Source organism: Amycolatopsis sp. NPDC101161, from assembly GCF_044768185.1.
In the GTDB taxonomy this organism is placed as follows: domain Bacteria; phylum Actinomycetota; class Actinomycetes; order Mycobacteriales; family Pseudonocardiaceae; genus Amycolatopsis.
Genome location: NZ_JBIWPI010000009.1, coordinates 54330 through 80327 on the forward strand (window position 1 = coordinate 54330; position 25998 = coordinate 80327).

Here is a 25998-nt window from a genome sequence, read left to right on the forward strand (position 1 = left end):
TCCCAGAGTTGACGTGTCAACTCTGTAGGCTACTCCCATGTTGGAGCCGGCGGAGTGGGAGTTCTGGGACACCTGGATGCGCGCCCAGCGGCGGCTCGCCGGTGAACTCGACCGCGGGCTGCAGCGCGACTGCGGCATCTCGAAGGCCGAATACAGCGTGCTGAGGACGCTGACCCGGCCGATGCGCGTCGGCGAGCTCGCCGACGCGCTCGACTGGGAGAAGAGCCGCGTCGCGCACCTGCTGACGCGGATGGAGAACCGCGGCCTGGTGGCGCGGATCGAGGACGGCGCCACCGGCCGGCGCACCGGGGTCGAGCTGACCGGCGAAGGCCGCCGCACGGCGGAGCGGGCGACCCGGGCGCACGGCGCCAACATCCGCCGGCTCGTCCTCGACTCGCTCACGCCCGGCCAGGCCGCGGCGATCCGGGCCTGGAGCGAGCAGCTGCTCGAGCAGACCTAGAAGAGCGCCGCGACCAGGGCGACCGCCGGGGGAACCGCCTGCGCGAGGGCGCCGCCCCGGCCCGCGCCGCGCGGCCGGCTGAGGGCGAGCAGGTCGGACACGCCCAGCACGATGCCGGCCAGGGCCATGTACGCGCAGGTGTAGAACACGAGCGCGCGTCCGGCGGCGGTCTGGCCGGTGTGCAGCAGGACCAGCCCGGCGATCGGCCCGGCGGCCAGGAACAGGTTGTAGAACCCGACGTTGAACGACCACAGCCGGGTGGCGGGCAGGTTCGCCGTGGGGATCTTGAAGATGCCCTCGTGCACCCCCGGGCGTTCGAACAGCAGGACCTCCCACGTGAACGCGAGCAGGTGCACCAGCGCCGCGATCCCGGCGCAGACCTGGACGACGGCGTTCACGGCCGCACCAGCTCGACGCCGTGCCGGCTCGCGATCTCCGGGATCCGCTCCGCCGGGGCCTGGTCGACGTCGCGGAAGAAGCGGCCCATGGCGTCGGTCAGGCTGACCGCGAGGAACTTCGCCGACGGCGTGTGCACGGTGAAGGTGTTGACCGCGCCCGCCGGGATGCTGATCGACGCGCCGGGGCCCAGGTCGTGCAGCTCGCCGTCGACGTAGACCGTGATGCGGCCGTGCAGCACGTAGAAGCTCTTCGCCCAGGGCTCGGCGTGCGGCGGGACCGACGGCCCGCGGGGCGCGTCGACCTCGAACAGCTCGTAGGCCCCGCCGGTGTGCTCGGCACCGACCTTGACGGTGATCCGGGCGTCCTTCGAATCGAGTTCCGGGCCTTCGCCCGGGGCGCTGAAGTGGGTCATGGCGCCGACGCTAGGAACCGGACGGGCGGGGGACCATCCCGGGAATGTGGGATACCCGCACCGGCGCGCGGCGGCGCATACTGCGCTCATGTGGGAGGGTCGGGCGCAGGGCGCGCGGCGTGACATCGCCGCACTCGCGACGGCGGGCCTCGGGGTCGCCGAGCTGCATGCCGCCGCCATCGAGCTGGTCGAGCGGGTGGTGCCCACCGAGCTCAGCTGCTGGGCGTCGCTGGACCCGGACACCGCGGTGATCAGCTCGATGACCAGCGGGCGCGCCCGGATCCCCGGCGAGTACGAGCCGCTGCTGGCGGCCTACGAGTACGACGGCGCCCAGCCGCACACCTTCGCCGAGCTGGCCGCGCGCCCGGTGCCGGTGGCCCGGCTCTCGGACCTGCCGCACCGGGACGTCGAACGCAGCGGCCGGCTCAACGACGTCTGGCGGCCGCTCGGCCTCGGCCACGAGCTGCGCGCGGTGTTCCGCGTCGACGGGACGTCGTGGGGCGCGGCCGGCCTGGTGCGCCGCGGCGAGTTCAGCGACCGCGAAGTCGAGTTCCTGACGGCGATCGCGCCGGCCGTGGCGGCGGCGACGCGGGTGGCCGCGCGCACGCGGGACGCGGGGGAGCGGGCGGACCCGGCGATCGTTGTGGCCGGCCCGGACGGCAGGCAGCGGGCGGCCACCGCGGCGGCCGCGGCGTGGCGGTCCGAACTGGACGAGATCGCCCCCGGCCGGTTCGCGGTGCTGCTGCGTGCGGTGGTGACCGGCGCGCGGGCGGCGGCGACCGGCACCTTCCGCGCCCGCGTCCGCGACGCGCGCGGCGGCTGGATCGTGTTGCACGCCAGCAGGTTGGTCGCCGAGGACGCCGACGAGACGGTGGTGACGGTCGCCCGCGCGTCGGGGGCCGAGCTGCTGAGCGTGCGGCTGGCGGCCTACGGCCTGACCGCCCGCGAGCGCGACGTCTGCCGCGAGGTGCTGGCCGGGCGGTCCACTGTGGACATCGCGGACCGGCTCGGCATCTCGGCGCACACGGTGCAGGACCACCTCAAGGCGGTGTTCGCGAAGGTGGCCGTCCGCAGCCGCGGCGAACTGACGGCGAAGCTGCTTTCCTGACCGTTTTCGCGGGGCGCCGGAAACCGCCGAAGAACTGCGGGGTTTTCAGCCCGGAATTGCGGTGCCGGTTTTCCCGACTGCATGCTACGGTCCGCAAATTGCAGGGCGGTCAAGCCGAGGGGGCAGCATGTCCGACGACACCACGCGCTACTTGTGCGCGGCTTCCTACCTCGATCCCCGCTACAGCACCGAGGCGATCACCGAGTTCCTCGTCGAGCCGACCCGGCCGGTCCCGCCGTCACCGGGCCTCGACGCCGGCCGGGTGCTCACCGAAGCCGTCCGGGCGCGGGCGCGCCGCAAGAACTACGACGGCCTGCTGGTGGGGCTGATGGCCGTCGTCATCGGGCTGTCGTGGGACAACCCGCTGCTGTACGGCTGGATCGTGCTGTCGGTCGTGCTGGTGCTCGCGCGGGCGGGCAAGAACGCGTACGCGAACGAGCGGGTGTTCACCCCGAAGACTATCGCCTTGCTGATCGCCGCCGTCGTGGTCGCGTGGCTGCTGCTGCTCTACTCGGACCAGATCTTCGACTCCTCGAGCTCGTATTCGTCGCGCTACGCCGAGGACATCGACTACGGCGACACTTCCGGCGACGGCACCGCCCGGTTCGTCGTCGGCGTCGTGCTGGCCGTGATCGTGCTCATGGTCGTCACGTTCGAACGCTGGTCGCTGTGGAACCTGCTGACGACCCGCTTCAAGCGCTTCGCCCCGCCGGCCCCGGACACCGGCAGCCTTTCCGGGCTGTTCACCGAAGACTTCCGCGAGCAGCTCGGCCGCTACCAGCGCGGCGACGAGTTCGCCGGGGTGCCCGGCGCGCCGCTGGTGGTGTACCGCGGCTACAAACCGTTCGTGGGCGCCGGTTTCCGCCGGGACGCGTGGTCGATGGCGATCCCGCTGGAGCGGCTCGAAGACGACGAGAGCGACCCGGAGACCCGGCGGGAGCTGACCACCGAGACGCTGTACGAGGAGATCCGCGCGGCGATCGCGGACCTGCGGCGGTCGGCCGCGCTGTCGCCGGACCGGCGGCTGGGCGGCCTGACCGTGACCGACGCGGTGTTCACCCCGGCCGCCGAGCTCATCGACCACCTCGCGGAAGGCGAGGCCGCGTCCTTCCTGCCGGACATCGAGTACCCGCCGCACACCCGGCTGACCGAGGCCGAGGTCGAGCGGCTCCGGCGCGAGCCCAAGGAGTGGGCGCGCTACTACCTGTGCTTCCAGGTGGAGACCTGGGACCGGGACCTGGTGCTCACGACGTTCCTGCACGTGGCCGTGGACGACACGACGCTGTACGTCGAGTGGACGCCGTTCATGCTGCCGCCGATCCGCGCCGAGTACCGCGTCGTGGACAAGATGCGGCAGGAGTCGCTGCGCCCGTTCGGGCAGGGGCTGCTCGCCTGGCTGGAGCTGCCGGCGAGCCTGCCGGGCCGGATCGCCAACCTGGCGTCGTGGATCCGGCGGCCGAAGCGCGAGGCCGGCGTGATCGACCCGGAGCGCTACGGCGCCGCACGCACCCTGCGCGAACTCGCGGCGGTGAACCTCTTCACCGACTACTTCCAGCTCGTCGACGTCGAACGCTACGAGAAGATCATCGGGAGCAGGCTGCTGCCGACGATCGGCAAGCTGCTCGGCGACGCCGGGTTCTCGACGGCGAAGTTCGAGGAGCAGGCGGCGGTCGTGATCAACAACGACATCAGCATCGGCGGCGACAACCGCGCCCCGATCACCCAGACCGGGCAGCGCGGCCCGCGGCCGCGCGTGCCGAAGACGAACGGCCGCAACGCCGGCACGGAGGCCTGATGGGACACCGGATCACGAACAAGGTCAGCATCGGCGGCGACAACTCGGGGAAGATCACCCAGACCGGTATCGAAGGCGCCGCCGCCGACGACCCGGTTCCCGCGCTGCTGCGGCTCGTCGAGCGGCTGACGGCCGAGGTGCGCGGGGAGGACCTCGCGAAGCAGGAGGTGCTCGAGGACGCGCTGACCGACCTCGCGGGCGACCTGCGCGCGGGTGAGGCGGCGGAGCCGGCCGTGGTGCGCAGCCGCTGGGAAAAGATCAAGGGGCTGCTCGGCGGGCTGGCGCAGTTCTCCGAGCTGGTCGCGAAGATCTCCGACCAGGTGCAGAAGATCTTCACCTGAGCCGGGTCAGAGAACCTTCCGCAGCAACGCGGTGACCTCGTCCGGCCGTTCCATCGCCGGCAGGTGGCCGGTGTCGGGGAGTTCGGCGAGCTCGGCGTTCGGCAGCGACGCCGCGAGGTGGTGGGACAGCTCGACGAGGCCGGGCGCGTCCGCCGTCCCGATCACCACCAGGGCCGGCGTTGTGATCTCGCCCAGCCGGTGCCGGGTGTCCGGGATCTTCTCCGTCCACTGTGGAGCCGTCCAGTCGTGCCGGTAGACCTGCTCGCACATCTCCCGCACCAGTGCGAGCATTTCCGGGGGCAGGACCGAGACGTCCCGCTCGGGCCCGGCGACGAGGTAGCGGATGTTGGCCTCCGCCATGGCGCGCACGTCCGCCTCGTCGACGTCGATTTCGCGGGCGGCGTAACGGGCGAGGCGCCCGGCCGGGTCCACCTCCGCGGTCAGCTTCGCGATGTCGGCCTGCATGTGGTCCGGCCAGGTGTGCCCGGTCAGGCCCGAGCCGAGCAGCGCGAGCCGGGTGATCCGCTCCGGCGCGGCCAGGGCGGCGTCCAGCGCGCACGCCCCGCCCATCGACGCCCCGACCAGCGCGGCCCGCTCGATCCCCCGGGCATCGAGCAGGGCCAGCAGGTCCTCGAAGTGGGCGTACTCGCCGGGGCCGTCGGCGGTTTCGCCGAAGCCGCGGCGGTCGTAGCGGATCACCCGGTGCGTGGCGGCGAGCGCGGTGAACTGGGCGTCCCACATCCGGCGGTCGCCGATCGCGGCGTGCAGCAGCACGACCGCGGGCCCCTCTCCCGCTTCGTCGTAGCCGAACGCCGTCCCGCCCACTTCGATCGTCGCCATGGCCCCAAGCTAGCCACCCGACCGTGTCACACACCGCAGTTTTCGCTCAGGGCGAGAAGCTAGGGTGCCAACCATGACCGACGGATTCGAGCTGACGCGCGACGGCGAAGTCGCCCGGCTCACGCTGACCCGCCCGGAGAAGATGAACGCGATCACCTACGGCATGTGGTCGGCGATCCCGGACGTCGTGGCCGAGGTCGAGGCCGATCCCGCGGTGAAGGTGCTCGTGATCGCGGGCGCCGGGAGGAACTTCTCGGCGGGCGCGGACATCAGTGAGTTCGGCGAGCTGCGCACCACGGCCGAGGGCGCGGCGAGCTACGACAAGGCGGTCGAGGGCGCGGTGGCGGCGCTGACCGCGCTGCGCAAGCCGTCAGTGGCGATGATCCAGGGCAACTGCATCGGCGGCGGCTGCCAGGTCTCGGTCGCCTGCGACTTCCGGTTCGCCGCCGACGGCTCCCGGTTCGGTATCACGCCGGCGAAGCTCGGCATCGTCTACCACTTCGACTCGACGCGCCAGCTCGTGTCGCTGGTCGGGCCCGCGCACGCGAAGTACTTCCTGCTGTCGGGCGAGCTGATCACCGCCGCCCGCGCACGTGAGATCGGCCTCCTCAACGACGTCTTCCCGGCCGCCTCACTGGAGTCGTCGACGCAGGAGTTCGTCGCGACGCTCTGCTCCCGGTCGCAGGCGTCGATCCGCGGGATGAACCGGATCATCGAGAAGATCGTCGCGGGCCAGGAGACGCCGGACGCCGAGGTCGAGGAGATCCGGTCCGAGGCCCTGCACGGCGTCGACTACGCGGAGGGCGTCGCCGCCTTCCTGGAGCGCCGCCCGCCGCGGTTCACGTTCCGCTGAGGAGCGCGCGGACTGTCGCGTTCGGACAGTCACGCATCCAGGTAGGGGCGGAAGTGCTCGGCGACGATGTCCGTCACGCCGGCGGGGTCGAGCCTGCCGTCGATCTCGATGACGCGGATGCCGAGCTCCCGGGCCGAGCGCACGGCCTGCGCGGCGAGCATCCGGTCGCGCGTCAGGCGGGTGCGCTGGCGCGGGATGGCGGGCGCGTCCGACTGGTGCCGCAGCTGGTGCTGGCGGAACAGCTCCGTCGGCACCAGCACGACCATCCGGCTCGGCGAATCCACCAGCGGCGCCACCAGTTCCGGGCGCAGCCCCCGGCCCTCGGCGACGATCGGCCGCGGCGAGGTCAGGGCGCGCAGGTCGGCCAGCGCGCATTCGAACCGCTGCCGGAACTCGGCCAGCAGCGCGGCCAGCTGGTCGCCGGCGGGGGCGTCGTCGGCCGGACCGGCAGCGGGCCGGGTCCGGTCGTCGTGGTGGTAGGTCGTCAGCCCGTGCCGCTCGGCCAGCAGCCGGGCGACGGTCGACTTGCCCGTCCACGGGGCACCACCGATCCAGAGCGTTTTGCGCAGAGTCCCGAACGGATCCGAGGTCATCGTTCGACTATTGCGGCACCGGCGCCCCGAGGCCAGCGTTCGGGCGCTGGTTGATCCGTTCAGCTCAGGGGATCGCTTTCGTCGTCGACCACGAGCACGGTGGAGTCGTCGGCGAAGTCCGGTTTCCCGCCCAGCCGGAAGTGGAACCGCGAGCCGGGCCGGACCGCGGCGATCACCTGGGTCTCGGCCGTGTCGAGCACGATGATCGCGAGCTCGGTCGTGATCGGTTCCGGCGGCCGCAGGACTTCCGGCACGACCGGGATCGGCAGCGTCCCGCTGACCGAGCCGGAGCCGTCTTCGCTTTCTTCGACCGGTTCGAACGGCGGCGGCGGGACGAGCCGCGGCCGGCGGCGCCACCAGAGCCCGGCGATCAGGCCGGTCAGCAGCCCGCCGGTGCCGCTGACGGCCGAGGCGAGCCCGACGCCGAGACCGGACGGTTCCTCGGTGGGTTCGGCCCGCGCTGGTGCGGGAGCCGGGGGAGTGGCGGGCAGCGGCCCGAACCGCACGGCGGGGTCGCGGGCGTCGTCGGGCAGCTGCAGCACCTGGCCGGGTTCGATGGCGGCGGGGTCGGTGAAGGGCGTCCCGTCGGGTCTCGGCCGGCCCTGGTTCAGCTTGAAGATCTCGGGGAACCGGTTGCCGTCGCCGAGGGCTCGCTCGGCGATCTTGAACAGCGTGATGTCTTCCGGGTTGTCCGCGTGCGGGACGATGAAGTACTTGACGGCCGGCGGAGGCGGCTGGGTCTGCGCGAGCGCGGGACCCCCGGCGAGCACGGCGAAGAGGACACCGGCTGCCCCGGCCCGCCCGAGCACGCGGCGCACCGCGGGGTTTGCGACCATCGTCGGCACCTCTCCCCGGTGACCCCGGCGGGTCCCGGTGTTGCCCCTCTACACGGGGGCGGAGCGGGTGCGGTTCAGATCTCGTCCCACGGCACGGTTTCGTACGCCTCGGCGAGCAGCTTCACCGCGCGGTCCGCGGGCGGCAGCACGAGGTCGTCGACGGAGGCGACCGCGCGCCCCGGCGTTTCGGAGTTCGTCACGAACATCGCGTCGAAGTCGCGCAGGTCCGCGGGCCGGACTTCGCGCGTCTCCTGCGGGACACCGAGGCGGCGCAACGCTTCCTTCTGCACCAGCATCGTGATGCCCGGCAGCACCGCGGCTTCCGGCCACACGACGGTGTCGCCGGCCAGGAAACCGGCGTTCCACACCGAGGCCTCGCTGATCCGGCCGGCCGGGTCGATGAACAGCGCGTCGTCGAAACCGGCCAGCTCGGCCTGGCGGGAGTGGTAGATCAGCCCGAACGTGCCGAGGCGCTTCACCTGCGGCAGATCCCGCTGGTAGCGGACCGTCGCCAGGCGCAGGGGCGCCGGCTCGGGCGGGTGCGGCGGGAGCGTCCGGACCAGGATCTCCGGGGTCATCGGCTCGGCGAACGAGCGCGTCACGACCATGACCCGCACCGAAAGCGCCGGTTCGCCGGCGATCGCCTGGCGGACGTAGGACCGCACGCGGTCGACGTCGAGGTCGGTGCCGAACAGCAGCCGGGTGCTCGTCGCGAGCCGTTCGAGGTGGAAGGCGAGCCCGCGGACCCGCCCGTCCCGGACCTGCATCGCGGTGAAGTGACCGTAGGAGGTCATTCCCGCGACGAAGGCGTCCGGGCCGAGCGGGTCCCCGTTCAGCTCGATGCGCGGCGCCACTACTGGACGGTCACGCCCGTGAACTTGACCTGCTTCGTCGGCGCCCCGGTGCCGTCCTGCGGGTTCGGGTTCGCGATGCCGGCCTTGGCGACGGCGTCGAGGACCTTCAGGCCCTCGTCGCTGATGCTGCCGAACACCGAGTAGTCCGCCGGGAGGCCGTCGGCGTTGCCGTAGACCATGAAGAACTGGCTGCCGCCGGAGTTCGGGGCGGACGTCTTCGCCATCGCGAGGATGCCGCGGCCGTACTTGATCTGCGGGAACGCCTCGTCCGGCATCGTGTAGCCCGGTCCGCCCTGGCCGTCGGCCGTCGGGTCGCCGGTGGCCGAGGGGTCACCGCACTGCAGCATCTGCAGGCCCTCGGTGCCGAGCCGGTGGCACATGGTGTCGTTGTAGAAGTTCTGCTTCGCCAGGCTGATGAAGCTCTGCACCGCGCACGGCGCCAGCGCCCGGTCGAGCGTCAGCGGGATGTCGCCCGCCGTGCTCTTCAGCGTCACGTTCACCGTGCCGGTCGACGGGACGTTCTTGCCGTCGGGCAGGTTCACCTTCTTCGGCGCCTTGCCCGTCGTGTCGGCCTTGAAGTCGCACGTCGTCGGGTTCGGCAGGGCCGTGGCCCGCTTCGGCAGCGCGGTGCGCTGCGTCGGGATTTGGAGGTCGGTCGGCGGCGGCGCGGCCGAAGACGACGCCGCCGGGTCGGCGGTGTTGTCGCTGCCATTGGCGCTCACGATCCACACCACCACGCCCGCCACGACGAGCACGGCCACGCCGACGACACCAGCGCCGATCCTCCTGCGTCGCTTCTGCTGCTCCAATCGGCGCTCGAGCTGCCTCTCGAGCTTGCGCTTCGCAGCTTCGCGGCGCTGCTGGTTGGTCGCCACCCCGTACCCTCCAGGTTTCCGCTCGTGTCACACGTCTGAGGTAGCGGCAGTGTATGGGCACAGCCTGTGAGGACCATGTACAGGGCCCGCTAGTCTCAACCCGATCGTGATCGGCGCCATCCGGCGCGGATGTCCGGGAGGCGTTCGGTGCTCGTCGTCGGGTTCGGCAGCGGCCCGCTGCAGGCCAACTGCTACCTGCTGGCGGAGGCCGCCGGCGGGCCGTGCGTGGTCGTGGATCCGGGGGAGGACGTCACCGCCCCGCTCACCGCCGCGCTCGCCGAGCACCGGCTGGTCCCGGCGGCGCTGGTGGCCACCCACGGGCACCCGGACCACGTCGCTTCGGCCGCGTCGCTGTCGGCCGAGCACGGCGTCGCGCTGCACCTGCACGCGGGCGACGCGGAGCTCTACGGCGGCGACTTCGTGCCGCTCGAAGCGGGGACTTTCGCCGGTTTGGCCGTCGACGTCCGGCACGTGCCCGGGCACACGCCGGGTTCGGTGGTGCTGAGCCTGGAGACGGCCGAGGGCGGGCGGCTCGCGCTGACCGGCGACACGCTGTTCGCCGGGTCGGTCGGCCGCGGCGCCGACGCGGAGGCCGTACGGGACCTGCTGGAGAGCCTGCCGGACGACACGGTGGTGCTGCCGGGCCACGGACCGGCCACGACGATCGGGCGGGAACGCGCGGGCAACCCGTTCCTCGCCGGGACGGGGGCCTGAGCATGGCGGAAGAGACGACCGAGCGGCTCGCGCTGTTCGAGGAGGACCCGCGGGGCCGCCGGCGCCGCGGGATCTCGGGCCTGATCGGCGTGCTGATCGTCGCCGCCGCGTTCGGCGGCGTCGCGGGCCTGATCGGCGGCACGCTGATCGGCCTGGTCGTGGCCCTGGTCATCGCGCTGCCGCTGCTGTACGTGATGGCGGTCAGCATCCGCCGCCGCGTCTGGCTGGAGGGCTCGACGCTGCTCGTGCGCACCTGGGGCCTGCGCCGCGTCGACCTCGTCACCGCGACGCGGCTCGACCTGGTGATCGGCGACGTCCGCGGCTCCCGCACGGTGAGCCTGCTGGTCAACGCCGGCCAGCGCGGCAAGGTCGGGAAGGTCGACCTCGCGGTGTTCTCCGGCACCGGCGGCCGCGAGCTGGGCATCCTCCAGCTGCGGAAGCTGGCGAACGCGCTGATGAACAACACCGAGGCGAACGGCCTGGTGTTCGGCGAGCTGCTGGTCGCCGAGCTGAAGGCCGAGGCGCGCGGCTCCGGCGTGGCCGACCGCCCGCTCTACCGGCTGGCGTCGGTGGCGCCGTCGGGCAAGTACGTGCAGCGGTTCACGATGGAGGCCGTCAGCCGGTTCGTGGCGACTCTCGACTGAGCTCCTCGTCCGCCTCGCGCAGCTGCTCGAGCTGGTAGACGAGCTCCGGCACCTCCTGCGCGATGTACGCGGCGAGGCGCTCGACGTGGTGCAGGGTGGCCCGGACGTCCTCGAGCGCCGCGGCGATGCGCGGCAGCGACTCCACGGCCTGGACGGTGGCGGTGACCACCCGCAGCGCCCCTCGGACGAGGTACCGCGGACCGGCGAGCAGGAACATGGCGCCTCCCGGGTCGGCTGCCGCCTTCCTACCGCGTTCTCGCCGGTCAGGCTCGGTCGGGGTCCGCCGGTGTTACGGGTGGGACGGAACGGCCTTCGTGGTGCTGCTGAGGTACCCGGCGGGCTCGCGGGAGGCGATCAGCGCGGCCAGGATCGTTGTCACCGGGACGGCCGCCACGATGCCGACGCTGCCCGCGAGCGTCCGGATGATCTCCTGCGCGATCTCCTCGCTGCCGAGCAGCGAGCCCAGCCCGACACCGGAGATCGACGAGTACAGCAGCACCGGCAGCGCGGCGCCGGCGTAGGCCATCACGAGCGTGTTGACCGCCGAGCCGACGTGGTCGCGGCCGATCCGCAGGCCCGAGTGGTACAGCTCCCGCCAGCTCAGGTCCGGGTTGGCGCGGCGCAGCTCCCAGACGGCGCTGGTCTGGGTGACGGTGACGTCGTCGAGCACACCGAGCGCGCCGATCACGACGCCGGCGAGCAGCAGCCCCCGGGAGTCGATGCCGTGGCCGAGCGACCCGATGAGCGTCGACGTGCTGTCGTCGAGCCCGGTCAGCGACGCCGCGGCGGAGAAGATCGCCGACAGGACGCCGATGAGGGCCAGGCTGACCAGCGTGCCGAGGACGGCCGCGGACGTTCTCGCCGACAGCCCGTGGGTCAGGTAGAGGGCGATGAACATGATCGCGCCGGACCCGGCGATGGCCACCACCAGGGGGTTCTCCCCGGCGAGGATGGCCGGGAGGATGAACAGCGCGATCACGACGAAGGACAGGCCGAGCGCGACCAGCGCGGCGAGGCCCTGCCAGCGGCCGAGCACCAGCACGGCGACCGCGAAGAGCGCGGCGAGCACGAGCAGCGGGGTGCCGCGCTGGAAGTCGACGAGCTGGAAGCTGGCCGGGTCGCCGGCGTTGCCGCCGTTGTAGGCGAGCACGACGGCGTCGCCCGCGGCGAACCGCGGCGTGCTCGGCTCGATCGGGACGGTCAGCTTCAGCTGCTTCCCGCTCGCCGGACCGTCGGTCATGGTGAGGTCGACGGTCAGGCAGGGCTTCGCGTTCGGGTCGGTCTGGTCGCCGACCTGGACCTGGCCCTGGGCGAGACAGGGGCCGCTGGCGGTGGCGCGGATGTCCGCGGCCACCGGCGTGCCCTGCGGGACGACGCTCTTCGGGTCCGGTTTGCCCCAGGGGTAGAGCACGATCATGCCGACGACGGTCGCCAGCGCGAGCGGGGCGAGCAGCCAGATCAGCAGGAGCTTGACGCGCTTCGACGCGGGTGCGGCGGGCCCGTGGCCGTGCCCATGCCCGTGCCCGTGGCCGGTTTCGGGCTCGGGTTTCTCGGCCGGACGCGGTTTTTCGGCCGTGCGGGCCGGGCGGCGGCCGGGTTCGGCGGCGCGCTGGGGCCCGGTGTCGCCGCGCTTGTCGCGGGGAACGCGCGCGGCGCCGGCGTCCTCGGCCGGGACTCGCTGGGGTCCGGTGTCACGCCGGGCGGCGGTGGGTCGTGCGCCGGTCGGGTCGGCCGGGACTCGCTGGGGTCCGGTGTCGGTGCGCCGGCGAGCGGGGTCGGCGGCGCGGCGCGCGCCTTCGGGTGGCGGCGTCCGGCGAGCGGGTTTCCGGGGCGTACCCGGCGTTCCGGACGCACCGCGCGCCGGCGAAGGGGACACCTCGTCCGTGATCCGGCGAATCGGGCCGGTTGCGTCGTCGTCGGTGTCGGGGCGGTCCACTCGCACATCCTGACAGCGGGATCGCGCCGCCCGCACGAGGGGCCGCCGAGGGTCCGGTTCCTCCCGATGCGTCAGCCGTACGCCTGGCGGACGTGGACGCGCCGGTAGGCCGACGGCGGGGTGTCGAAGTGGTCGAGAAAGGCCTGGCGCAACGTCTCCGTCGAGCCGAAGCCGCAGCGGCGGGCGATCGTCGCCAGGGGGAGGTCCGTGCCGGACAGCATCCTCGCCGCGTGCTCGGTGCGGACCGTGCGGACGTACTTGCCCGGTGTCGTGCCGAGGTGGGCGTCGAAGAGGCGGGTCAGCTGGCGGGTGCTCAGGCCCGCCCGGGTGGCCAGGGCCGGGGTGCCGAGGTCGGCGTCGAGGTGCTCGGCGATGTACGCGGTCAGGTCGCGGACCTCGCGGTGCTCCGGCGGCGGGCCGGCCAGGAACAGGCTGACCTGGGCCTGGTTGCCGGGCCGCTGCAGGTACGTCACCAGCGACCGGGCCACTTCGCGGGCCAGCGTCGGCCCGTGGTCGGCCTCCACGAGCGCCATGGTCAGGTCGAGCCCGCTGGTCACGCCGGCGGCCGTGTACACGTTGCCGTGCTGGATGTAGAGCGGCACCGGATCGACGGTCACCTCCGGGTAGGCGTCCGCCAGCCGCGCCGCCCAGCGCCAGTGGGTCGTCGCGCGGCGGCCGTTGAGCAGGCCCGCCGCGGCGAGCACCTCCGCGCCGGTGCAGACCGACGCCACCCGCCTGCTGGTCTGGGCGAGGCGCCGGATGTGGGCGAGCACCCGCTCGTCGGTCGCCGCCGTCGCGCTGCCCCAGCCACCCGCGACGACCAGCGTGTCGAGGTCGGCCGCCACCTGGTCGAGCCGCAGGTGGGGCTGCAGGACCAGGCCGGAGCACGTGCGGATCGGCTGGCCGTCGATCGTGGCGAGCCGGATCTCGTACGGCGGGCGGGCGCCGTGGCGGTTGGCGGCGTCGAGGACGTCGGCCGGGCAGGCGACGTCCAGCAGTTCGACGTCGGGGAATCCGACGATCGTGACCCGTCTGGGTGAGCCGGCCATGATCGCACGCTAGCAGCCGGACCGGCCTTCGGACGCGGTTCGCAGGATTTCGGACATCCGCGTCCGGCCTGGCGGGGGCCGCCGCCAGGGTGAGGGCCATGACCGCTGAGCAGAAGACCCTCGCCTTCGTCGTCTACCCGGGCCTGACGCCGCTGGACCTGGTGGGCCCGCTCCAGGTGCTGAGCGCCTTGGCGCAGCTGGACCCCGGCTACCGGACCGTCGTCGTGGGCGCCACCACGGACACCGTCGGGACCGACACGCCGCTGAGCGTCGCGCCGAGCCACACGTTCGACGAAGTCCCGTCGCCGTACGCGGTCCTGGTGCCCGGCGGCACCGTCCCGACGCTGCGGGCGATGGCGGACGAGCGCCTGCTGGCCTGGCTGCGCGCCGCGGCCGCCGGTGCCGAGCTGGTGACGTCGGTCTGCACCGGCTCGATGGTCCTCGGCGCGGCCGGGCTGCTCGAGGGCAAGCGCGCGACGACGCACTGGATGTTCCGCGACCTGCTCGCCGGCCTCGGCGCGACGCCGGTCGCCGAGCGCTGGGTCGAAGACGGCCGGGTGATCACCGCGGCGGGCGTCTCGGCCGGTATCGACCTGGCGCTGCACCTCGTGGAGCGGCTGGCCGGACGGCAGGTCGCGACGAACATCCAGTTCGCCATCGAGTACGACCCCGAGCCGCCGCAGGGCCGCCTGGACTGGGCGAACCAGCCGTACGGCGACCTCAAGCCGCTGCGGGAGCACACGCTGCGGGCCGGGCTGGCCGGCCACCCGGAGCTGCTGGGCAAACTGTTGGCAAAAGCCTGAACCAACGGCGTCGGCCATCCGGGTGATCGAGGGAAAAGCCCAGCTTCCGGCGGCTAGATTCAGCTCGCTCGATCAGGTGATCTCGCGGGTGGGGTGTAGCCGTGCGGTTCGAGGTCCTCGGTCCGATGACCGCCACCGTCGCGCTGCCGTCGGCGGCCCAGCCGCGGCGGCTGCTCGCCGTCCTGCTCGCGCGCGCCGGCCAGTTCGTCGGCCGCGACACGCTGGTCGACGAGCTGTGGCCGGACGGCGCGCCGTCGAGCGCCGCGGCGATCGTGCAGGTCACCGTGTCGAAGCTGCGCAAGACGCTCTCGCCCGGCCTCGGGGCCGCCGAGGCCGGGCAGCGCCTGCGGTCCGGGCCGCGGGGCTACGCGCTGTCCGTCGAGCCGGGGGAGCTGGACGCGGACGACTTCCTGACGCTGCTGTCCGCCGGTGCCGACGACCGGGCGCAACGCCGCCGCGCGCTCGAACGGGCGCTGGCGTGCTGGCGGGGTGACGCGTTCGCCGACGTCGCCGGCGGGCCGCTGCTGGAAGCGCACAAGCTCTGGCTGGAGGACCGGCGCTCGGCGGCGCTGCTGCAGCTGGTCGAGCTGGAACTGGCCGACGGCGACGGCCGCGCGGTCGTCGAGCGGCTCGACCCGGTCGTCGCGGCCCGGCCCGCCGACGAGCGCTTCGCCGCCCGGCTCGCGTCCGCGCTCGGCGCCGTCGGCCACCGCGAATCGGCCCTGGAAGTGCTTCGGCGGACGCGGCGGGCGCTGTGGGAAGAAGCGGGTGTGTGGCCGGGCGACGACCTCGTCGCGGTGTACCGCCGGATCGCCGGCACCGAGTGGACGACGCCGGGCCCGCCCGCCGAGCTCCCGCCGGCGGTGCCCGACTTCACCGGCCGCGGGGCCGAGCTCGCCGACGTCGGCCGCGCCCTGCGCGGCCCCGGACCGGTCGTGCTGCACGGCGCCGCCGGGGCCGGGAAGTCGGCGCTGGCCGTCCAGGCGGCCTGGCGAGCGCGCCGCCGCTTCCCCGACGGCCAGCTGACCGCCTCGCTGCGGGGCACCGAGCCGGCCACCGTCCTCACCCGGTTCCTGCGCCTGCTCGGCGCGACGCCGGCCGAACTGGCCGATCGCGCGGGCCTGACCGGGTTGTGGCGCAGCTACACGGCCGACCGCCGGCTGCTGGTGCTGCTGGAGGACGTCACGACCGAGGCGCAGGTGCGGGCGCTGCTGCCGAGCGGACCCGGCTGCGCGACGCTCGTGACCACCCGCCGCGAGCTGCCCGGCCTGTGCGGGGCGCGGCCGATCCCGGTCACCGGACTGTCCACAGAGGACGCCTGGGCGCTGCTCGCGGCGATCGCGGGGGAGTCGAGGCTGCGCGCGGAACCCGAAGCGGTGCAACGGCTTCTCGGGTGCTGCGCCGGGCTCGCGCTCGCCGTCCGGATCGCCGGCGCGAAGCTCGCGGCGCGCCCGAACCAGCGGGTCGCCGAACTGACGGCCCGCGTGGCCGACGACCGCCGCCGGCTCGACGAGCTGGCCACCGGTGACCTCGCCGTCCGGGCGGTGGTGACCTCGGCCCTGCGGGAGCGGCCGGCGCCGGATCGGTCGCTGCTGAGGCTGCTCGCGGCGTTCGAGGGGCCGGTGCCGGACTGGTGCGTGGCCGCACTGCTGGACTGCCCGCTGGACGAGGCCCGCGACCGGCTGGAAGCGTTGGCCGCGGCGCACCTGGTGGACCGGGCCGGACCGGCGTCGGGCGAGAGAACCGGTGACCGGCCTGGGGAAGGACTGCGCTCGCTGTCCGCCCTCGCCGGCCCGGCGGATCGAGCCGGCGAAGAACCCGGCGGCCGGTCCGGGCCGGCCGACCTCGCCGCATCGCGCTGGGCCTTACCGCCTTTCGCCCGGCTCCTCCTCACCGAAAGCCCGGAAACCGACACCGCCGCCCTCCGCCGGGCCTGCGAAGCCACCCTCGCCCTCGCCGAGCACGCCCGCGGCCGCCCGCCCGCCGGCCTGCCGAAGCCCGATCCCGCCGCCGCGAAACGGGTCGCCACCGATCCGGGCGCCTGGGCGGCGGAGGAGACCGCGCACCTCGCCGCGGCCGCGCGGCTCGCCGGCGCGCACGGCTGGCACGACCTCACCGAACGGCTCGCCGACGCCTGCACCGCGCTGGCCGGCACGCCGTGGCTCGGGCACGCCGCCCGGGCCGTGTCCGTGCTCGGGCTGGCCGCCGCCCGCCGTCGGCAGGATCCGCGTGCCGAAGCCGAGAAGCTCTACAACCTCGGCTCGGTGCACTGGCAGCACGGCCACGGCCGGCAGGCCCGCAACTACTTCGTCATGGCCGAGCACCGGTTCCGGCAGCTCGACGACCCGCAGGGCACCGGCGCGGTGCTGGCCGCGCTCGCCGACGTCCACCTCGACGGCGGCGACCCGCGGGCGGCCGAGGCCGAGCTGGTCGAGGCCCTCGGCCTGCTGGGCGCGTGCGGTGACCGCCACGGGCAGGCGGCCGCGGCCGCGCAGCTGGGCTCGCTCGCCGAGGACGTCGGGGACGTGCGCCGCGCGGTCGAGAGCTTCGAAGCCAGCATGCTGCTCGCGAGCGAATGCGACGACGAACGGGGGCACGACCAGGCGGCCAAGCGCTACGCCGACGTCCTGCGCCGCCACGGCGGCTACGACCGGGCCGCCGACCTGCTCACCGGCGCGCTCGGCGGCGCCGTCCGCACCCGCGAGCGGCACTGGGAGGCGCACGTCCTGCGCAGCCTGGGCGCCCTGCACACCGAGGCCGGCGAGCCCGGTGACGGCGAACGCTTCCTGACGCGGTCGCTGACTCTGTTCGAGCAGATCGGGCACCGGCACGCCGCCGCCTACACCCACCGCTGCCTCGCCGAAGCGCGCCGCAGCGCGGGCGACCCGGCGGGCGCGCGGTGGCACCTGCGCGTCGCGATGGGCGTGTTCCGAGAGCTGGGGGACCGCCGCGGCGCCGGCTACACGCTGCTCAGCCTGGGCCGGACCCACGCGGACGAGGGTGCCGGGCCGGAGGCCGCGCGGCTCCTGCGGACCTCGGCCGGCCTCTTCCGCGAGCTCGGGTTCCCGCTGTGGGAGCTGCGCGCGCTGCGTGAGCTCACCGCCGTCACCAGTGAATCCCCGGTCCGGGACCGCACTCGTGAAGTCTTGACGAAGATCAGCACCTGACCCGCCGCCGTCCCGGTCCGCGGGGCGGGCGTTTGGCGAAGTTATGGCCCTCCCGATTTGGCTGCCGCCGTTCGGATCGTCGTACCCGAGGAGGCAAGGCATGCCGGGACAACGGATGCTCGCGCGCGTGGCAGTGGGACTGACCGCTTCGGCCGCGACGGTGGTCTTCGCGACCATCGGCACCGCGTCGGCGACCGTCGAGGTCACCAAGCTCACCCAGGCGCAGGCGGCGTCGCAGCTGTCCGCCGCCGGTGTCACGCATTCGTCGAGCGGGAACTGCACGACGCGGTCCAACTCGACCTGCACGTCCTACGAGCAGATCAACCAGAGCACCGTCAGCGGCGTGATCACGCTGAAGCGGGCGAGCGGCTGCGCGATCAACATCACCGGCGGGACCGAGGTCGGCCACGCGTCGGGCACCTACAGCCACTACAACGGCTACAAGGTGGACATCTCGCACAACAGCTGCATCGACTCCTACATCAAGAACAGCTTCAGCTACATCGGGCTGCGCGGCGACGGCTACCCGCAGTGGCAGGCCGGCTCCGGCAACCTCTACTGCGACGAGGGCAACCACTGGGACATCACGTACTACACCTGCGGCTGCTGACTTTCCCCCGGGCCGGGGCCTGCCCGTTCCGAGGGCGGCGGGCAGTCCCCGGTTACCGGCCGCTACGACGGGGTACCTCTCCGGGGTGGAGGTGAGGAGATGACTTCGCACAGCACCCCGGCCGGCCGGCAGCGGACCGCCGTCATCGGCGCCGCCGCGGGCTTCGTCCTGCTCGCCGGCCTCTACCTCGTGCTCGCCCCGTGGGTCACCGGCTTCGGCGGGGCGGGCGTGCTCGCGCTGAGCAACACCGTCGTCGGCCTGGTCCTGGTCGCGCTGGCGATCGCCCGCACCGCGACGCGGCGCCTGCGGTTCCTCGGCTGGGTCGTCCCGGTGCTCGGCGCGTGGGCGGCGCTTTCGCCGTGGCTCCTGCGGTCCGCGGCCGAGACGCAGCCGTCCACGACAGCGCTCGTCGGCAACGTGGTCGCCGGCGTCGTGGTCGTCGTGGCGGGCGTGGTCGCGCTCCTGCGCGGCGACTGACCGCGCAGCGGGGGAGATGAGCCCACCGCGCCGGTGTTCGTACGGTCGATCGCATGACCCTCGCGGAATCGGCGCGGCCGGACTCCGCCCCCCGGCAGGCGGACCCCCGCCGCCTGGCGGCGCTCGTCCTGCTCTGCGCGGCCAACTTCATGGTGATCCTGGACGCCCAGAGCGTGATCATGGGCGTGCCGGTGATCGCGGCCGACCTCGGGCTCTCGCCCGTCGAGGCCCAGTGGATCCTCTCGGGCAACCTGCTGACGTTCGGCGGCCTGCTGCTGCTCGGCGGCCGGGCCGCGGACCTGCTCGGCCGCCGCCGGGTGTTCATGCTCGGCACCGCGCTGTTCCTGCTGGTCTCGATCCTCTCCGCGCTGGCGACGGCCGCGCCGCTGCTGCTGGCGGCCCGGGCCCTGCACGGCGTTTCGGCGGCGCTGATGGCGCCGACCGCGATGGCGATCCTCACCGACACGTTCCCGGAGGGCCGGGCGCGCAACAAGGCGCTGGCGACGTGGTCGGCGATCGCCGCGGTGGGCGCGACGACGGGTCTTCTCCTGGGCGGGGTGCTGCTCGACAAGCTGGGCTGGCAGGCGCTGTTCTACGTCAACGTCCCGGTCGCGATCGTCATGCTCGTGCTGAGCCCGGTGCTGCTGCGGGAAAGCCGGGACGCGTCGGCGTCGCGCACGTTCGACGTCGCCGGGGCGGTGCTCGGCACCGCGTCCCTCGCGCTCCTGGTCTACCTGCTGGTGGAGGCGCCGCAGCTGGGCTGGACCAGCTTCCCGGTGCTCGGCCTCGGCGCGCTGTTCGTGGTCCTGACCGGCTTGACGGTCCTGGTGGAGAAGCGCTCGGCGCACCCGTTGCTGCCCGCGCGGCTCTTCCGGTCGACCACCGTGCTGGGCGCGAACCTGCTGACGATCGTGGCGCTGGTGCCCGGCTTCGGGATGTCGGTCGTGCTTTCGCAGTACTCGCTGGGAGTTCTGGGCTACACGCCGATCCAGTTCGGGCTGAGCCAGTCGGCGATGCCGATCGCCTCGGTGGCGGGCGCGTTCGCCGCCCAGGCGGGCATGGCCCGGCGCGGTGTCCGCCCGGTCGCGGTGACGGCGTTGCTGCTGCTGGGGATCGGCTGCGCGCTGCTGGTCGGGATCTCGGCCGACAGCGGGTACTTCACGACGGTGTTCCCCGGCCTGGTCCTGTTCGGGCTCGGCCTGGGCGCGGGCCCGGTGGCGCTCGCGGCGGCGGCCCTTTCCGGCGCCACCAAGGCCGACGCGGGCATCGCGTCCGGCACGAGCACGGCGGCGTTCCAGATCGGCGGCGCGTTCGGGGTCGCGGTGGTGTCGACGATCATCGCGTCGAGCGCGGCCGCCACGCCCGGCCCGGCCGGGGCGCTGGCCGGGTTCCACGAGAGCCTGGTGATCTGCGCGGTGGTGGCGGTGGCCGGGGCGGCGCTCGCGGTGGTCCTGCTGAAGAACGCGCGGCGCGGCCAGCTCACCGTTCTCCCGCGGGTGCACTGAGGTTCCGGGCTCGGCCGCGCACCGGCGGCCGGGCCCGCCCGGTACCCTGGACGCTCCCGCGATCACCGCTGTGCGCGAGGCGGCGACCACCGAGCGGAAGGGGTGCCGGGCGCCGATGGCCGACAGGCTCGAGGAGTACCGCGGCAAGCGCGGCCGGGACCGCACCCCCGAACCCTGGCCCGACGGCCCGCCGGAACCCGGGGGCAACGACCTCTTCGTCATCCAGGAGCACCACGCTTCCCGGCTGCACTGGGACTTCCGGCTGGAACGCGACGGCGTGCTCGTCTCCTGGGCCGTCCCGCGCGGCCTGCCCCTCGCCCCCGGGGTGAACCGGCTCGCGGTGCACACCGAGGACCACCCCATGGAGTACCTGACCTTCGAGGGCGAGATCCCGGCCGGCGAGTACGGCGGCGGCCGGATGACCGTGTGGGACACCGGGAAGTACGAAACCCTGCACTGGAACGACCACAAGGTCGAGGTCGTCTTCCACGGCGAACGGGCGCGCGGCAAGTACCTCTTCCTCAACCGCCACAACGCCGACGACGACCGCGACTGGATGCTGCGGCGCCTCGACCCGGCCGAGCCCGGGCACGAGGACGCTCCCGAGTTCCTCGAGCCGATGACGGCGGTCCCGGGCGAGCTGCCGGCCGATGACGACGACTGGGCCTACGAGTTCGCCTGGGGCGGCCTGCGCACGATGCTGCAGATCTCGGGCGGCCGCGTCATCGCGCACGACGAAACCGGCGCCGACGTCACCGGCCGCTACCCCGACCTGCACAAGCTGGGCGAAGAGCTCGGGTCGACGGAAGTGCTGCTGGACGGCGAAGTCGTCGTCATCAAGGACGGCAAGCCCTCCGCGCAAGGCCTCGAGGAGCGCCGCCGGGCCGACGGCAACGCGGCGAAGCGGCTCAAGGCGCACTGCCCGGTGTTCTACTTCGCCTGCGACGTCCTGCACCTCGACGGCCGGCCGACCCTGGACCTGCCCTACACCGAACGCCGGGAGCTGCTGGCGGACCTGCCGGTGACCGATCGCCACTGGCAGGTGCCCGCCTACTTCGCCGGCGGCGGCGAGGACGTCCTCGGGGCCAGCCGCCAGCACGGCCTGCCGGGTGTGGTCGCCAAGCGGGCCGCCGGCCCGTACCGGCCCGGCTCCGGCGACTGGGTGTTCATCGGCAACTGACGGCCGCCGTAAAGCCGTGAAGGCCCCCTCCCGGCCACTAGTGCCGGTGAGGAGGCCTTCACGAACCGCGGGGACGTCAGTCGGTCTCCGCCATGGCTTCGGCGAACTGCGCCGCGTACAGCCGCGCGTAGGCACCGCCGCTGCGCAACAGCGTCTCGTGGTCGCCGTGTTCGACGATCCGGCCGTGCTCCATCACCAGGATCACGTCCGCGTCGCGGATCGTCGAGAGCCGGTGCGCGATGACGAAGCTCGTGCGCCCGCTGCGCAGCGAGTTCATCGCCCGCTGGATCAGCACCTCGGTGCGGGTGTCGACCGAGCTGGTCGCCTCGTCCAGAATGAGGATGACCGGCCTGGCCAGGAACGCCCGTGCCACGGTGATCAGCTGCTTCTCGCCCGCGCTGACCGTGCCGCCCTCGTCGTCCAGCACCGTCTCGTAGCCGTCCGGCAAGGTCCGCACGAAGCGGTCCACGTACGTCGCCTGTGCCGCTTCGATGATTTCCTCGCGGCTCGGGTCGTCCGCGCCGTAGGCGATGTTCTCCGCGATCGTGCCGCCGAACAGCCACGCGTCCTGCAGCACCATGCCGGTCTGGTCGCGCAGCTCCTCGCGGTTCATCTTCGCGATGTCGACGCCGTCGAGCGTGATCCGCCCGCCGTCGAGCTCGTAGAACCGCATGAGCAGGTTGACCAGCGTCGTCTTGCCCGCACCGGTCGGGCCGACGATCGCCACCGTCTGGCCCGGTTCGACCGTGAGCGACAGGTCGTCGATCAGCGGCTTGTCCGGCAGGTAGCGGAACGAGACGTCCTGGAACTCGACGCGTCCGCGGATCACCGCGGGCCGCTCCGGGTGCTCCGGTTCCGGCGCCTGCTCCTCGGCGTCGAGCAGCGCGAACACCCGCTCGGCCGACGCGACCCCGGACTGCAGCAGGTTCGCCATGCTGGCGATCTGCGTGACCGGCTGGCTGAACTGGCGCGAGTACTGGATGAACGCCTGCACCTCGCCGAGCGTCAGGCTGCCCGACGCGACGCGCAGCGCGCCGATCACGGCCACCAGCACGTAGCTCAGGTTGCCGATGAACATCATCGCCGGCTGGATCATGCCGGAGATGAACTGCGCCCGGAAGCTGGCTTCGTACAGCGTCTCGTTCTGCTTGTCGAAGATCGCCGCGGACTCGTCGCGCCGGCCGAACACCTTGACCAGCGAGTGCCCGGTGTACATCTCCTCGACGTGCGCGTTGAGCTTGCCGGTCGTCGACCACTGCTTGATGAAGTTCGGCTGCGCCCGCTTGCCGATCTTCGCCGCCACGACGGCCGACAGCGGCACCGTGAGCAGCGCGATGACCGCCAGCAGCGGCGAGATCAGGAACATCATGATCAGCACGCCGATCACCGTCAGCAGCGACGAGACGATCTGCGACAGCGTCTGCTGCAGCGACATCGCCAGGTTGTCGATGTCGTTGGTGACGCGGGAGAGCACCTCGCCGCGCGGCTGGCGGTCGAAGTACTTCAGCGGCAGCCGCGAGAACTTCGCTTCGACGTCCTCGCGCAGCCGGTACACCGCGTGCTGCACCAGCGTCGTCGTCAGCCGGGCCTGGATCAGCCCGAAGAACGACGCGATGACGAACAGCGCCAGCACGACCAGCAGGATCTGCCCGACCTTGTCGAAGTCGATGCCCACGCCGGGCACGAGGTCGACGCGGCCGTAGATGTCGGCGAGCGTGCCGTCCCCGCGGGCGCGCAGCCCGGCGACGACCTGCTCCTTGGTGACCCCCGGCGGCACCTGCTTGCCGAGCACGCCGGCCAGGATCGCGTCGGTGGCCTGGCCGAGGATCTTCGGCCCGATCACCGTCAGCGCGACGCTCGCGGCGCCGAGCACGAGCACCCCGATCAGGTGCAGCCGTTGCGGGGCCAGCATGCGCAGCAGCCGCTTGAGGGACCCCTTGAAGTCGAGGGCCTTCTCCGGTGGCGCGCCGCCGGCCATCCACCGGCCCGGTCCGACGGTCGCGGCTCCGGTGTTCTTGTGCCGCTCGGCGGTCGGCCGTTCCCCGGCGTCGGTGACGGCGGCCTTGGGCGATTCGGTCGTGCTCACGCCGCCTCCTGCTCGGTGAGCTGCGACAGCACGATCTCGCGGTAGGTCTCGTTGCTGTCGAACAGTTCGTGGTGGGTACCGGTGCCGACGACGCGGCCCTCGTCGAGGACGATGATGCGGTCGGCGTTGCGGATCGTGCTGACGCGCTGCGCGACGATGATCACCGTCGCGTCGGCGGTTTCGGACACGAGCGCGCGGCGCAGGGCCGCGTCGGTCGCGTAGTCCAGCGCCGAGAACGAGTCGTCGAAGAGGTAGATCTCCGGCTTGTGCACCAGCATCCGCGCGATCGCGAGCCGCTGCCGCTGACCGCCGGAGACGTTCGTGCCGCCCTGGGCGATCGGCGACTCCAGTCCTTCGGCCATCGCTTCGACGAAGTCCTTGCCCTGCGCCACTTCCAGCGCGTGCCACAGCTCTTCGTCGGTGGCGTCCGGGTTGCCGTAGCGCAGGTTGCTCGCCACCGTCCCGGCGAACAGGTACGGCTTCTGCGGTACCAGCCCGACCGCGCGGGCGAGCACCGCCGGGTCGAGGTCGCGCACGTCGACGCCGTCGACCTTGACCGTGCCGCGGGTCGCGTCCATCAGCCGCGGGATCAGGTTCAGCAGCGTGGTCTTGCCGGTACCGGTGGACCCGATCACGGCGGTGGTCTCACCGGGCCGCCCGATCAGCGAGATGTCCTGCAGCACCGGCTTTTCCGCGCCGGGGTAGCGGAACTCGACCCCGGAGAGCTCCAGGTGCCCGTGCACCGCGCCGGGGCGGATCGGCGACACCGGCGGGCGGACGCTCGACTCGGTGTCGAGGACCTCGCTGATCCGCTCGGCGCTGACCTCCGCGCGCGGCACCATCATGAACATGAACGTGGCCATCATGACGGCCATCAGGATCTGCAGCAGGTAGGACAGGAACGCCGTCATGGCCCCGATCTGCATGCTGCCGGAGTCGATCCGCTGCCCGCCGAACCACAGCACGGCGACGCTGGAGGCGTTCATCACCAGCATGACGATCGGGAACATCAGCGCCATCAGGCGGCCCACCCGCAGCGACACGGTGAGCAGCTGGTCGTTCGCGACGTCGAAGCGCTCGCGTTCGTGCTTGTCGCGGACGAACGCGCGGATCACGCGGATGCCCATGATCTGCTCGCGCAGCACCTGGTTGATCCGGTCGATCCGCTCCTGCATCAGCCGGAACGCGGGGCGCATCTTGGTGATGATCGTGCCGACCGCGATCGCCAGCACCGGCACGATCACCAGCAGCAGCCCCGACAGCGGCACGTCGAGGTTCAGCGCCAGGATGATCCCGCCGACGCACATGATCGGCGCGGACACCATCAGCGTCAGCGTCATGACCACGAGCATCTGGATCTGCTGGACGTCGTTGGTGGTGCGGGTGATCAGCGACGGCGTGCCGAACTGGCCGACCTCGCGGGCCGAGAAGTCCTGCACCCGGTGGAAGACGCCGGACCGGATGTCGCGGCCGACCGCCATCGCGGTGCGGGCGCCGTAGTACACCGCGCCGATCGAGCCCGCGATCTGGGCCAGCGTCACGGCCAGCATCACCGCGCCGACGCGCAGGATGTACTCCATGTCGCCCTTGATCAGCCCGTTGTCGACGATGTCGGCGTTGAGCGTCGGCAGGTAGAGCATGGCGATCGTCTGCACCAGCTGCAGGGCCACGATCACCCACAGCGTGGTTTTGTACGGGCGCAGGTGCGCACGCAGGAGCTTGACTAGCACAACGGTTCCCCCAGTGGTGTGGTGGTGGTGTTCGGTCCGGGTGGCGGTGCGGTGCCGCCGGTCAGGGTGGGCATCCCGGCGGCCAGCTCGTCCAGCAGCCGTTCCAGGGTCGGGAGGAACGGCTCGCCCTCGGTCATGAACCAGTTGACGAAGGCGACGCGGACAGCGCTTTCCACCGTGGAGGCCATCAGGCGGCACAGGAGGTGGTCCGCCCCGCCCGCCCGTTTCGCGATGGTCTCGGCGAGGACGCGTTCGACCGCCGCGTGGGCGTTGAGGAACTCGCCGCGCAGCATGAGCTGACCCATCAGCTCCCGGATACGCGCAACATACGCGCGATCCGGCTCGCCCTCACGCGAATATTGGTGGATCACCGCCTGCTTGACGGACTCCCAGAGCGGCTCGCCCTCCGGCCGCGCGAGCAGCGCTTCGCGCATCCCCTCGTGCCGGTCGACGACCATCGAGCAGACCGCCTGCTCCTTGCTGGAGAAGTAGTTGTTGAATGTGCGCGGCGAGACCCCGACCTCGTTGGCGATGTCCTCGACGCGGACGTTCTCCAGCCCGCGGTCCAGCGTCAGCCGCAACGCGGCCTGCGCGAGGGCCCGGCGGGCCTCGCGCTTCTTGCGTTCCCGCAGCGTCAGCTTCGGTGGTTCGTCCGGCGGCATGAACAGAGTGTAGCGAAAAACTTGCGTGCCCCGCAAAAATTTGCGTGGCACGCAAAATCAGGGCGAACC

At 72.7% G+C, this 25998-nt stretch carries 26 protein-coding genes; 13 read left to right on the forward strand and 13 right to left on the reverse strand.

Annotated elements, in window-relative coordinates:
• Window positions 1-37: 37 nt before the first annotated feature.
• The gene (locus tag ACIRSS_RS48850; protein ID WP_400908998.1) at window positions 38-460 is read left to right on the forward strand and encodes a MarR family winged helix-turn-helix transcriptional regulator; all 423 of its coding nucleotides are present in this window, start codon (window positions 38-40) and stop codon (window positions 458-460) included.
• On the opposite strand, the gene ACIRSS_RS48855 is transcribed toward ACIRSS_RS48850, so the two are convergent.
• A complete protein-coding gene (locus ACIRSS_RS48855) occupies window positions 457-858 on the reverse strand; it encodes a DUF1304 domain-containing protein (protein ID WP_400909001.1) in 402 nt (133 codons plus the stop codon). The two genes, ACIRSS_RS48850 and ACIRSS_RS48855, sit on opposite strands and share 4 nt — an antisense overlap.
• Window positions 855-1271 carry a cupin domain-containing protein gene (locus ACIRSS_RS48860; RefSeq protein WP_400909004.1) on the reverse strand — a complete coding sequence of 139 codons (417 nt, stop codon included), beginning with the start codon at window positions 1269-1271 and terminating at the stop codon, window positions 855-857. The genes ACIRSS_RS48855 and ACIRSS_RS48860 overlap by 4 nt, the downstream gene beginning before the upstream one ends.
• Before the next feature lie 88 nt (window positions 1272-1359).
• Between ACIRSS_RS48860 and ACIRSS_RS48865 the strand changes: the two genes are divergently transcribed.
• From ACIRSS_RS48865 to ACIRSS_RS48875, 3 genes are all read left to right on the forward strand, one after another.
• Window positions 1360-2379 carry a LuxR C-terminal-related transcriptional regulator gene (locus ACIRSS_RS48865; RefSeq protein ID WP_400909006.1) on the forward strand — a complete coding sequence of 340 codons (1020 nt, stop codon included), beginning with the start codon at window positions 1360-1362 and terminating at the stop codon, window positions 2377-2379.
• Between the two features lie 127 nt (window positions 2380-2506).
• Window positions 2507-4174: a hypothetical protein gene (locus tag ACIRSS_RS48870; protein WP_400909009.1), complete on the forward strand. Its 1668-nt coding sequence runs from the start codon at window positions 2507-2509 to the stop codon at window positions 4172-4174.
• Window positions 4174-4515, forward strand: coding sequence for a hypothetical protein (locus ACIRSS_RS48875; protein ID WP_400909012.1), 342 nt, complete (start codon window positions 4174-4176; stop codon window positions 4513-4515). Before ACIRSS_RS48870 ends, ACIRSS_RS48875 begins: the two co-directional genes overlap by 1 nt.
• A 6-nt stretch (window positions 4516-4521) precedes the next feature.
• On the opposite strand, the gene ACIRSS_RS48880 is transcribed toward ACIRSS_RS48875, so the two are convergent.
• Entirely contained in the window at window positions 4522-5355 is an 834-nt protein-coding gene (locus ACIRSS_RS48880) for an alpha/beta fold hydrolase (RefSeq protein ID WP_400909015.1), read from the reverse strand.
• A 73-nt stretch (window positions 5356-5428) separates the two neighbouring features.
• Between ACIRSS_RS48880 and ACIRSS_RS48885 the strand changes: the two genes are divergently transcribed.
• Window positions 5429-6208, forward strand: a complete 780-nt coding sequence (locus tag ACIRSS_RS48885; protein ID WP_400909018.1) for an enoyl-CoA hydratase/isomerase family protein — start codon at window positions 5429-5431, stop codon at window positions 6206-6208.
• Between the two features lie 29 nt (window positions 6209-6237).
• Here the strand turns inward: ACIRSS_RS48885 and ACIRSS_RS48890 are convergent, their stop codons facing one another.
• The 4 genes from ACIRSS_RS48890 to ACIRSS_RS48905 all read right to left on the reverse strand — a co-directional run bounded on the left by ACIRSS_RS48890 (window position 6238) and on the right by ACIRSS_RS48905 (window position 9366).
• Window positions 6238-6801 carry a hypothetical protein gene (locus ACIRSS_RS48890; RefSeq protein WP_400909021.1) on the reverse strand — a complete coding sequence of 188 codons (564 nt, stop codon included), beginning with the start codon at window positions 6799-6801 and terminating at the stop codon, window positions 6238-6240.
• A gap of 59 nt (window positions 6802-6860) precedes the next feature.
• Window positions 6861-7637: a LysM peptidoglycan-binding domain-containing protein gene (locus ACIRSS_RS48895; RefSeq protein ID WP_400909024.1), complete on the reverse strand. Its 777-nt coding sequence runs from the start codon at window positions 7635-7637 to the stop codon at window positions 6861-6863.
• A gap of 74 nt (window positions 7638-7711) precedes the next feature.
• Window positions 7712-8491: an aminotransferase class IV gene (locus tag ACIRSS_RS48900; RefSeq protein WP_400909026.1), complete on the reverse strand. Its 780-nt coding sequence runs from the start codon at window positions 8489-8491 to the stop codon at window positions 7712-7714.
• A complete protein-coding gene (locus tag ACIRSS_RS48905) occupies window positions 8491-9366 on the reverse strand; it encodes a peptidylprolyl isomerase (RefSeq protein WP_400909028.1) in 876 nt (291 codons plus the stop codon). The genes ACIRSS_RS48900 and ACIRSS_RS48905 overlap by 1 nt, the downstream gene beginning before the upstream one ends.
• 147 nt (window positions 9367-9513) lie before the next feature.
• Between ACIRSS_RS48905 and ACIRSS_RS48910 the strand changes: the two genes are divergently transcribed.
• The gene (locus tag ACIRSS_RS48910; protein ID WP_400909525.1) at window positions 9514-10080 is read left to right on the forward strand and encodes an MBL fold metallo-hydrolase; all 567 of its coding nucleotides are present in this window, start codon (window positions 9514-9516) and stop codon (window positions 10078-10080) included.
• Between the two features lie 2 nt (window positions 10081-10082).
• Complete coding sequence (locus ACIRSS_RS48915) at window positions 10083-10724, forward strand: hypothetical protein (protein ID WP_400909031.1); 642 nt, start codon at window positions 10083-10085, stop codon at window positions 10722-10724.
• On the opposite strand, the gene ACIRSS_RS48920 is transcribed toward ACIRSS_RS48915, so the two are convergent.
• The 3 genes from ACIRSS_RS48920 to ACIRSS_RS48930 form a co-directional block, all read right to left on the reverse strand.
• Window positions 10696-10941 (reverse strand): hypothetical protein, encoded by a 246-nt coding sequence (locus tag ACIRSS_RS48920; RefSeq protein WP_400909033.1) that lies wholly within the window; start codon window positions 10939-10941, stop codon window positions 10696-10698. The two genes, ACIRSS_RS48915 and ACIRSS_RS48920, sit on opposite strands and share 29 nt — an antisense overlap.
• Window positions 10942-11013: 72 nt before the next feature.
• Complete coding sequence (locus ACIRSS_RS48925) at window positions 11014-12660, reverse strand: YibE/F family protein (protein WP_400909036.1); 1647 nt, start codon at window positions 12658-12660, stop codon at window positions 11014-11016.
• Window positions 12661-12731: 71 nt separating this feature from the next.
• Window positions 12732-13709 carry a GlxA family transcriptional regulator gene (locus ACIRSS_RS48930; RefSeq protein ID WP_400909038.1) on the reverse strand — a complete coding sequence of 326 codons (978 nt, stop codon included), beginning with the start codon at window positions 13707-13709 and terminating at the stop codon, window positions 12732-12734.
• 98 nt (window positions 13710-13807) lie between these two features.
• Between ACIRSS_RS48930 and ACIRSS_RS48935 the strand changes: the two genes are divergently transcribed.
• From ACIRSS_RS48935 to ACIRSS_RS48960, 6 genes are all read left to right on the forward strand, one after another.
• Entirely contained in the window at window positions 13808-14512 is a 705-nt protein-coding gene (locus tag ACIRSS_RS48935) for a DJ-1/PfpI family protein (protein ID WP_400909041.1), read from the forward strand.
• 101 nt (window positions 14513-14613) lie between these two features.
• Window positions 14614-17679, forward strand: coding sequence for a BTAD domain-containing putative transcriptional regulator (locus ACIRSS_RS48940; RefSeq protein WP_400909043.1), 3066 nt, complete (start codon window positions 14614-14616; stop codon window positions 17677-17679).
• Window positions 17680-17779: 100 nt separating this feature from the next.
• Window positions 17780-18289, forward strand: coding sequence for a hypothetical protein (locus tag ACIRSS_RS48945; RefSeq protein WP_400909046.1), 510 nt, complete (start codon window positions 17780-17782; stop codon window positions 18287-18289).
• Between the two features lie 99 nt (window positions 18290-18388).
• On the forward strand, window positions 18389-18766 hold the full coding sequence (locus ACIRSS_RS48950; RefSeq protein WP_400909048.1) for an SPW repeat protein: 378 nt from the start codon (window positions 18389-18391) through the stop codon (window positions 18764-18766).
• Window positions 18767-18819: 53 nt separating this feature from the next.
• Window positions 18820-20271 (forward strand): MFS transporter, encoded by a 1452-nt coding sequence (locus ACIRSS_RS48955; protein WP_400909050.1) that lies wholly within the window; start codon window positions 18820-18822, stop codon window positions 20269-20271.
• Between the two features lie 115 nt (window positions 20272-20386).
• On the forward strand, window positions 20387-21451 hold the full coding sequence (locus tag ACIRSS_RS48960; protein ID WP_400909052.1) for a DNA polymerase ligase N-terminal domain-containing protein: 1065 nt from the start codon (window positions 20387-20389) through the stop codon (window positions 21449-21451).
• Window positions 21452-21527: 76 nt separating this feature from the next.
• Here the strand turns inward: ACIRSS_RS48960 and ACIRSS_RS48965 are convergent, their stop codons facing one another.
• The 3 genes from ACIRSS_RS48965 to ACIRSS_RS48975 are packed head-to-tail and all read right to left on the reverse strand — an operon-like array spanning window position 21528 to window position 25929.
• The gene (locus tag ACIRSS_RS48965; RefSeq protein ID WP_400909054.1) at window positions 21528-23537 is read right to left on the reverse strand and encodes an ABC transporter ATP-binding protein; all 2010 of its coding nucleotides are present in this window, start codon (window positions 23535-23537) and stop codon (window positions 21528-21530) included.
• Window positions 23534-25267, reverse strand: coding sequence for an ABC transporter ATP-binding protein (locus tag ACIRSS_RS48970; protein ID WP_400909057.1), 1734 nt, complete (start codon window positions 25265-25267; stop codon window positions 23534-23536). Before ACIRSS_RS48970 ends, ACIRSS_RS48965 begins: the two co-directional genes overlap by 4 nt.
• Window positions 25261-25929: a TetR/AcrR family transcriptional regulator gene (locus tag ACIRSS_RS48975; RefSeq protein WP_400909060.1), complete on the reverse strand. Its 669-nt coding sequence runs from the start codon at window positions 25927-25929 to the stop codon at window positions 25261-25263. The genes ACIRSS_RS48970 and ACIRSS_RS48975 overlap by 7 nt, the downstream gene beginning before the upstream one ends.
• Window positions 25930-25998: the final 69 nt, after the last annotated feature.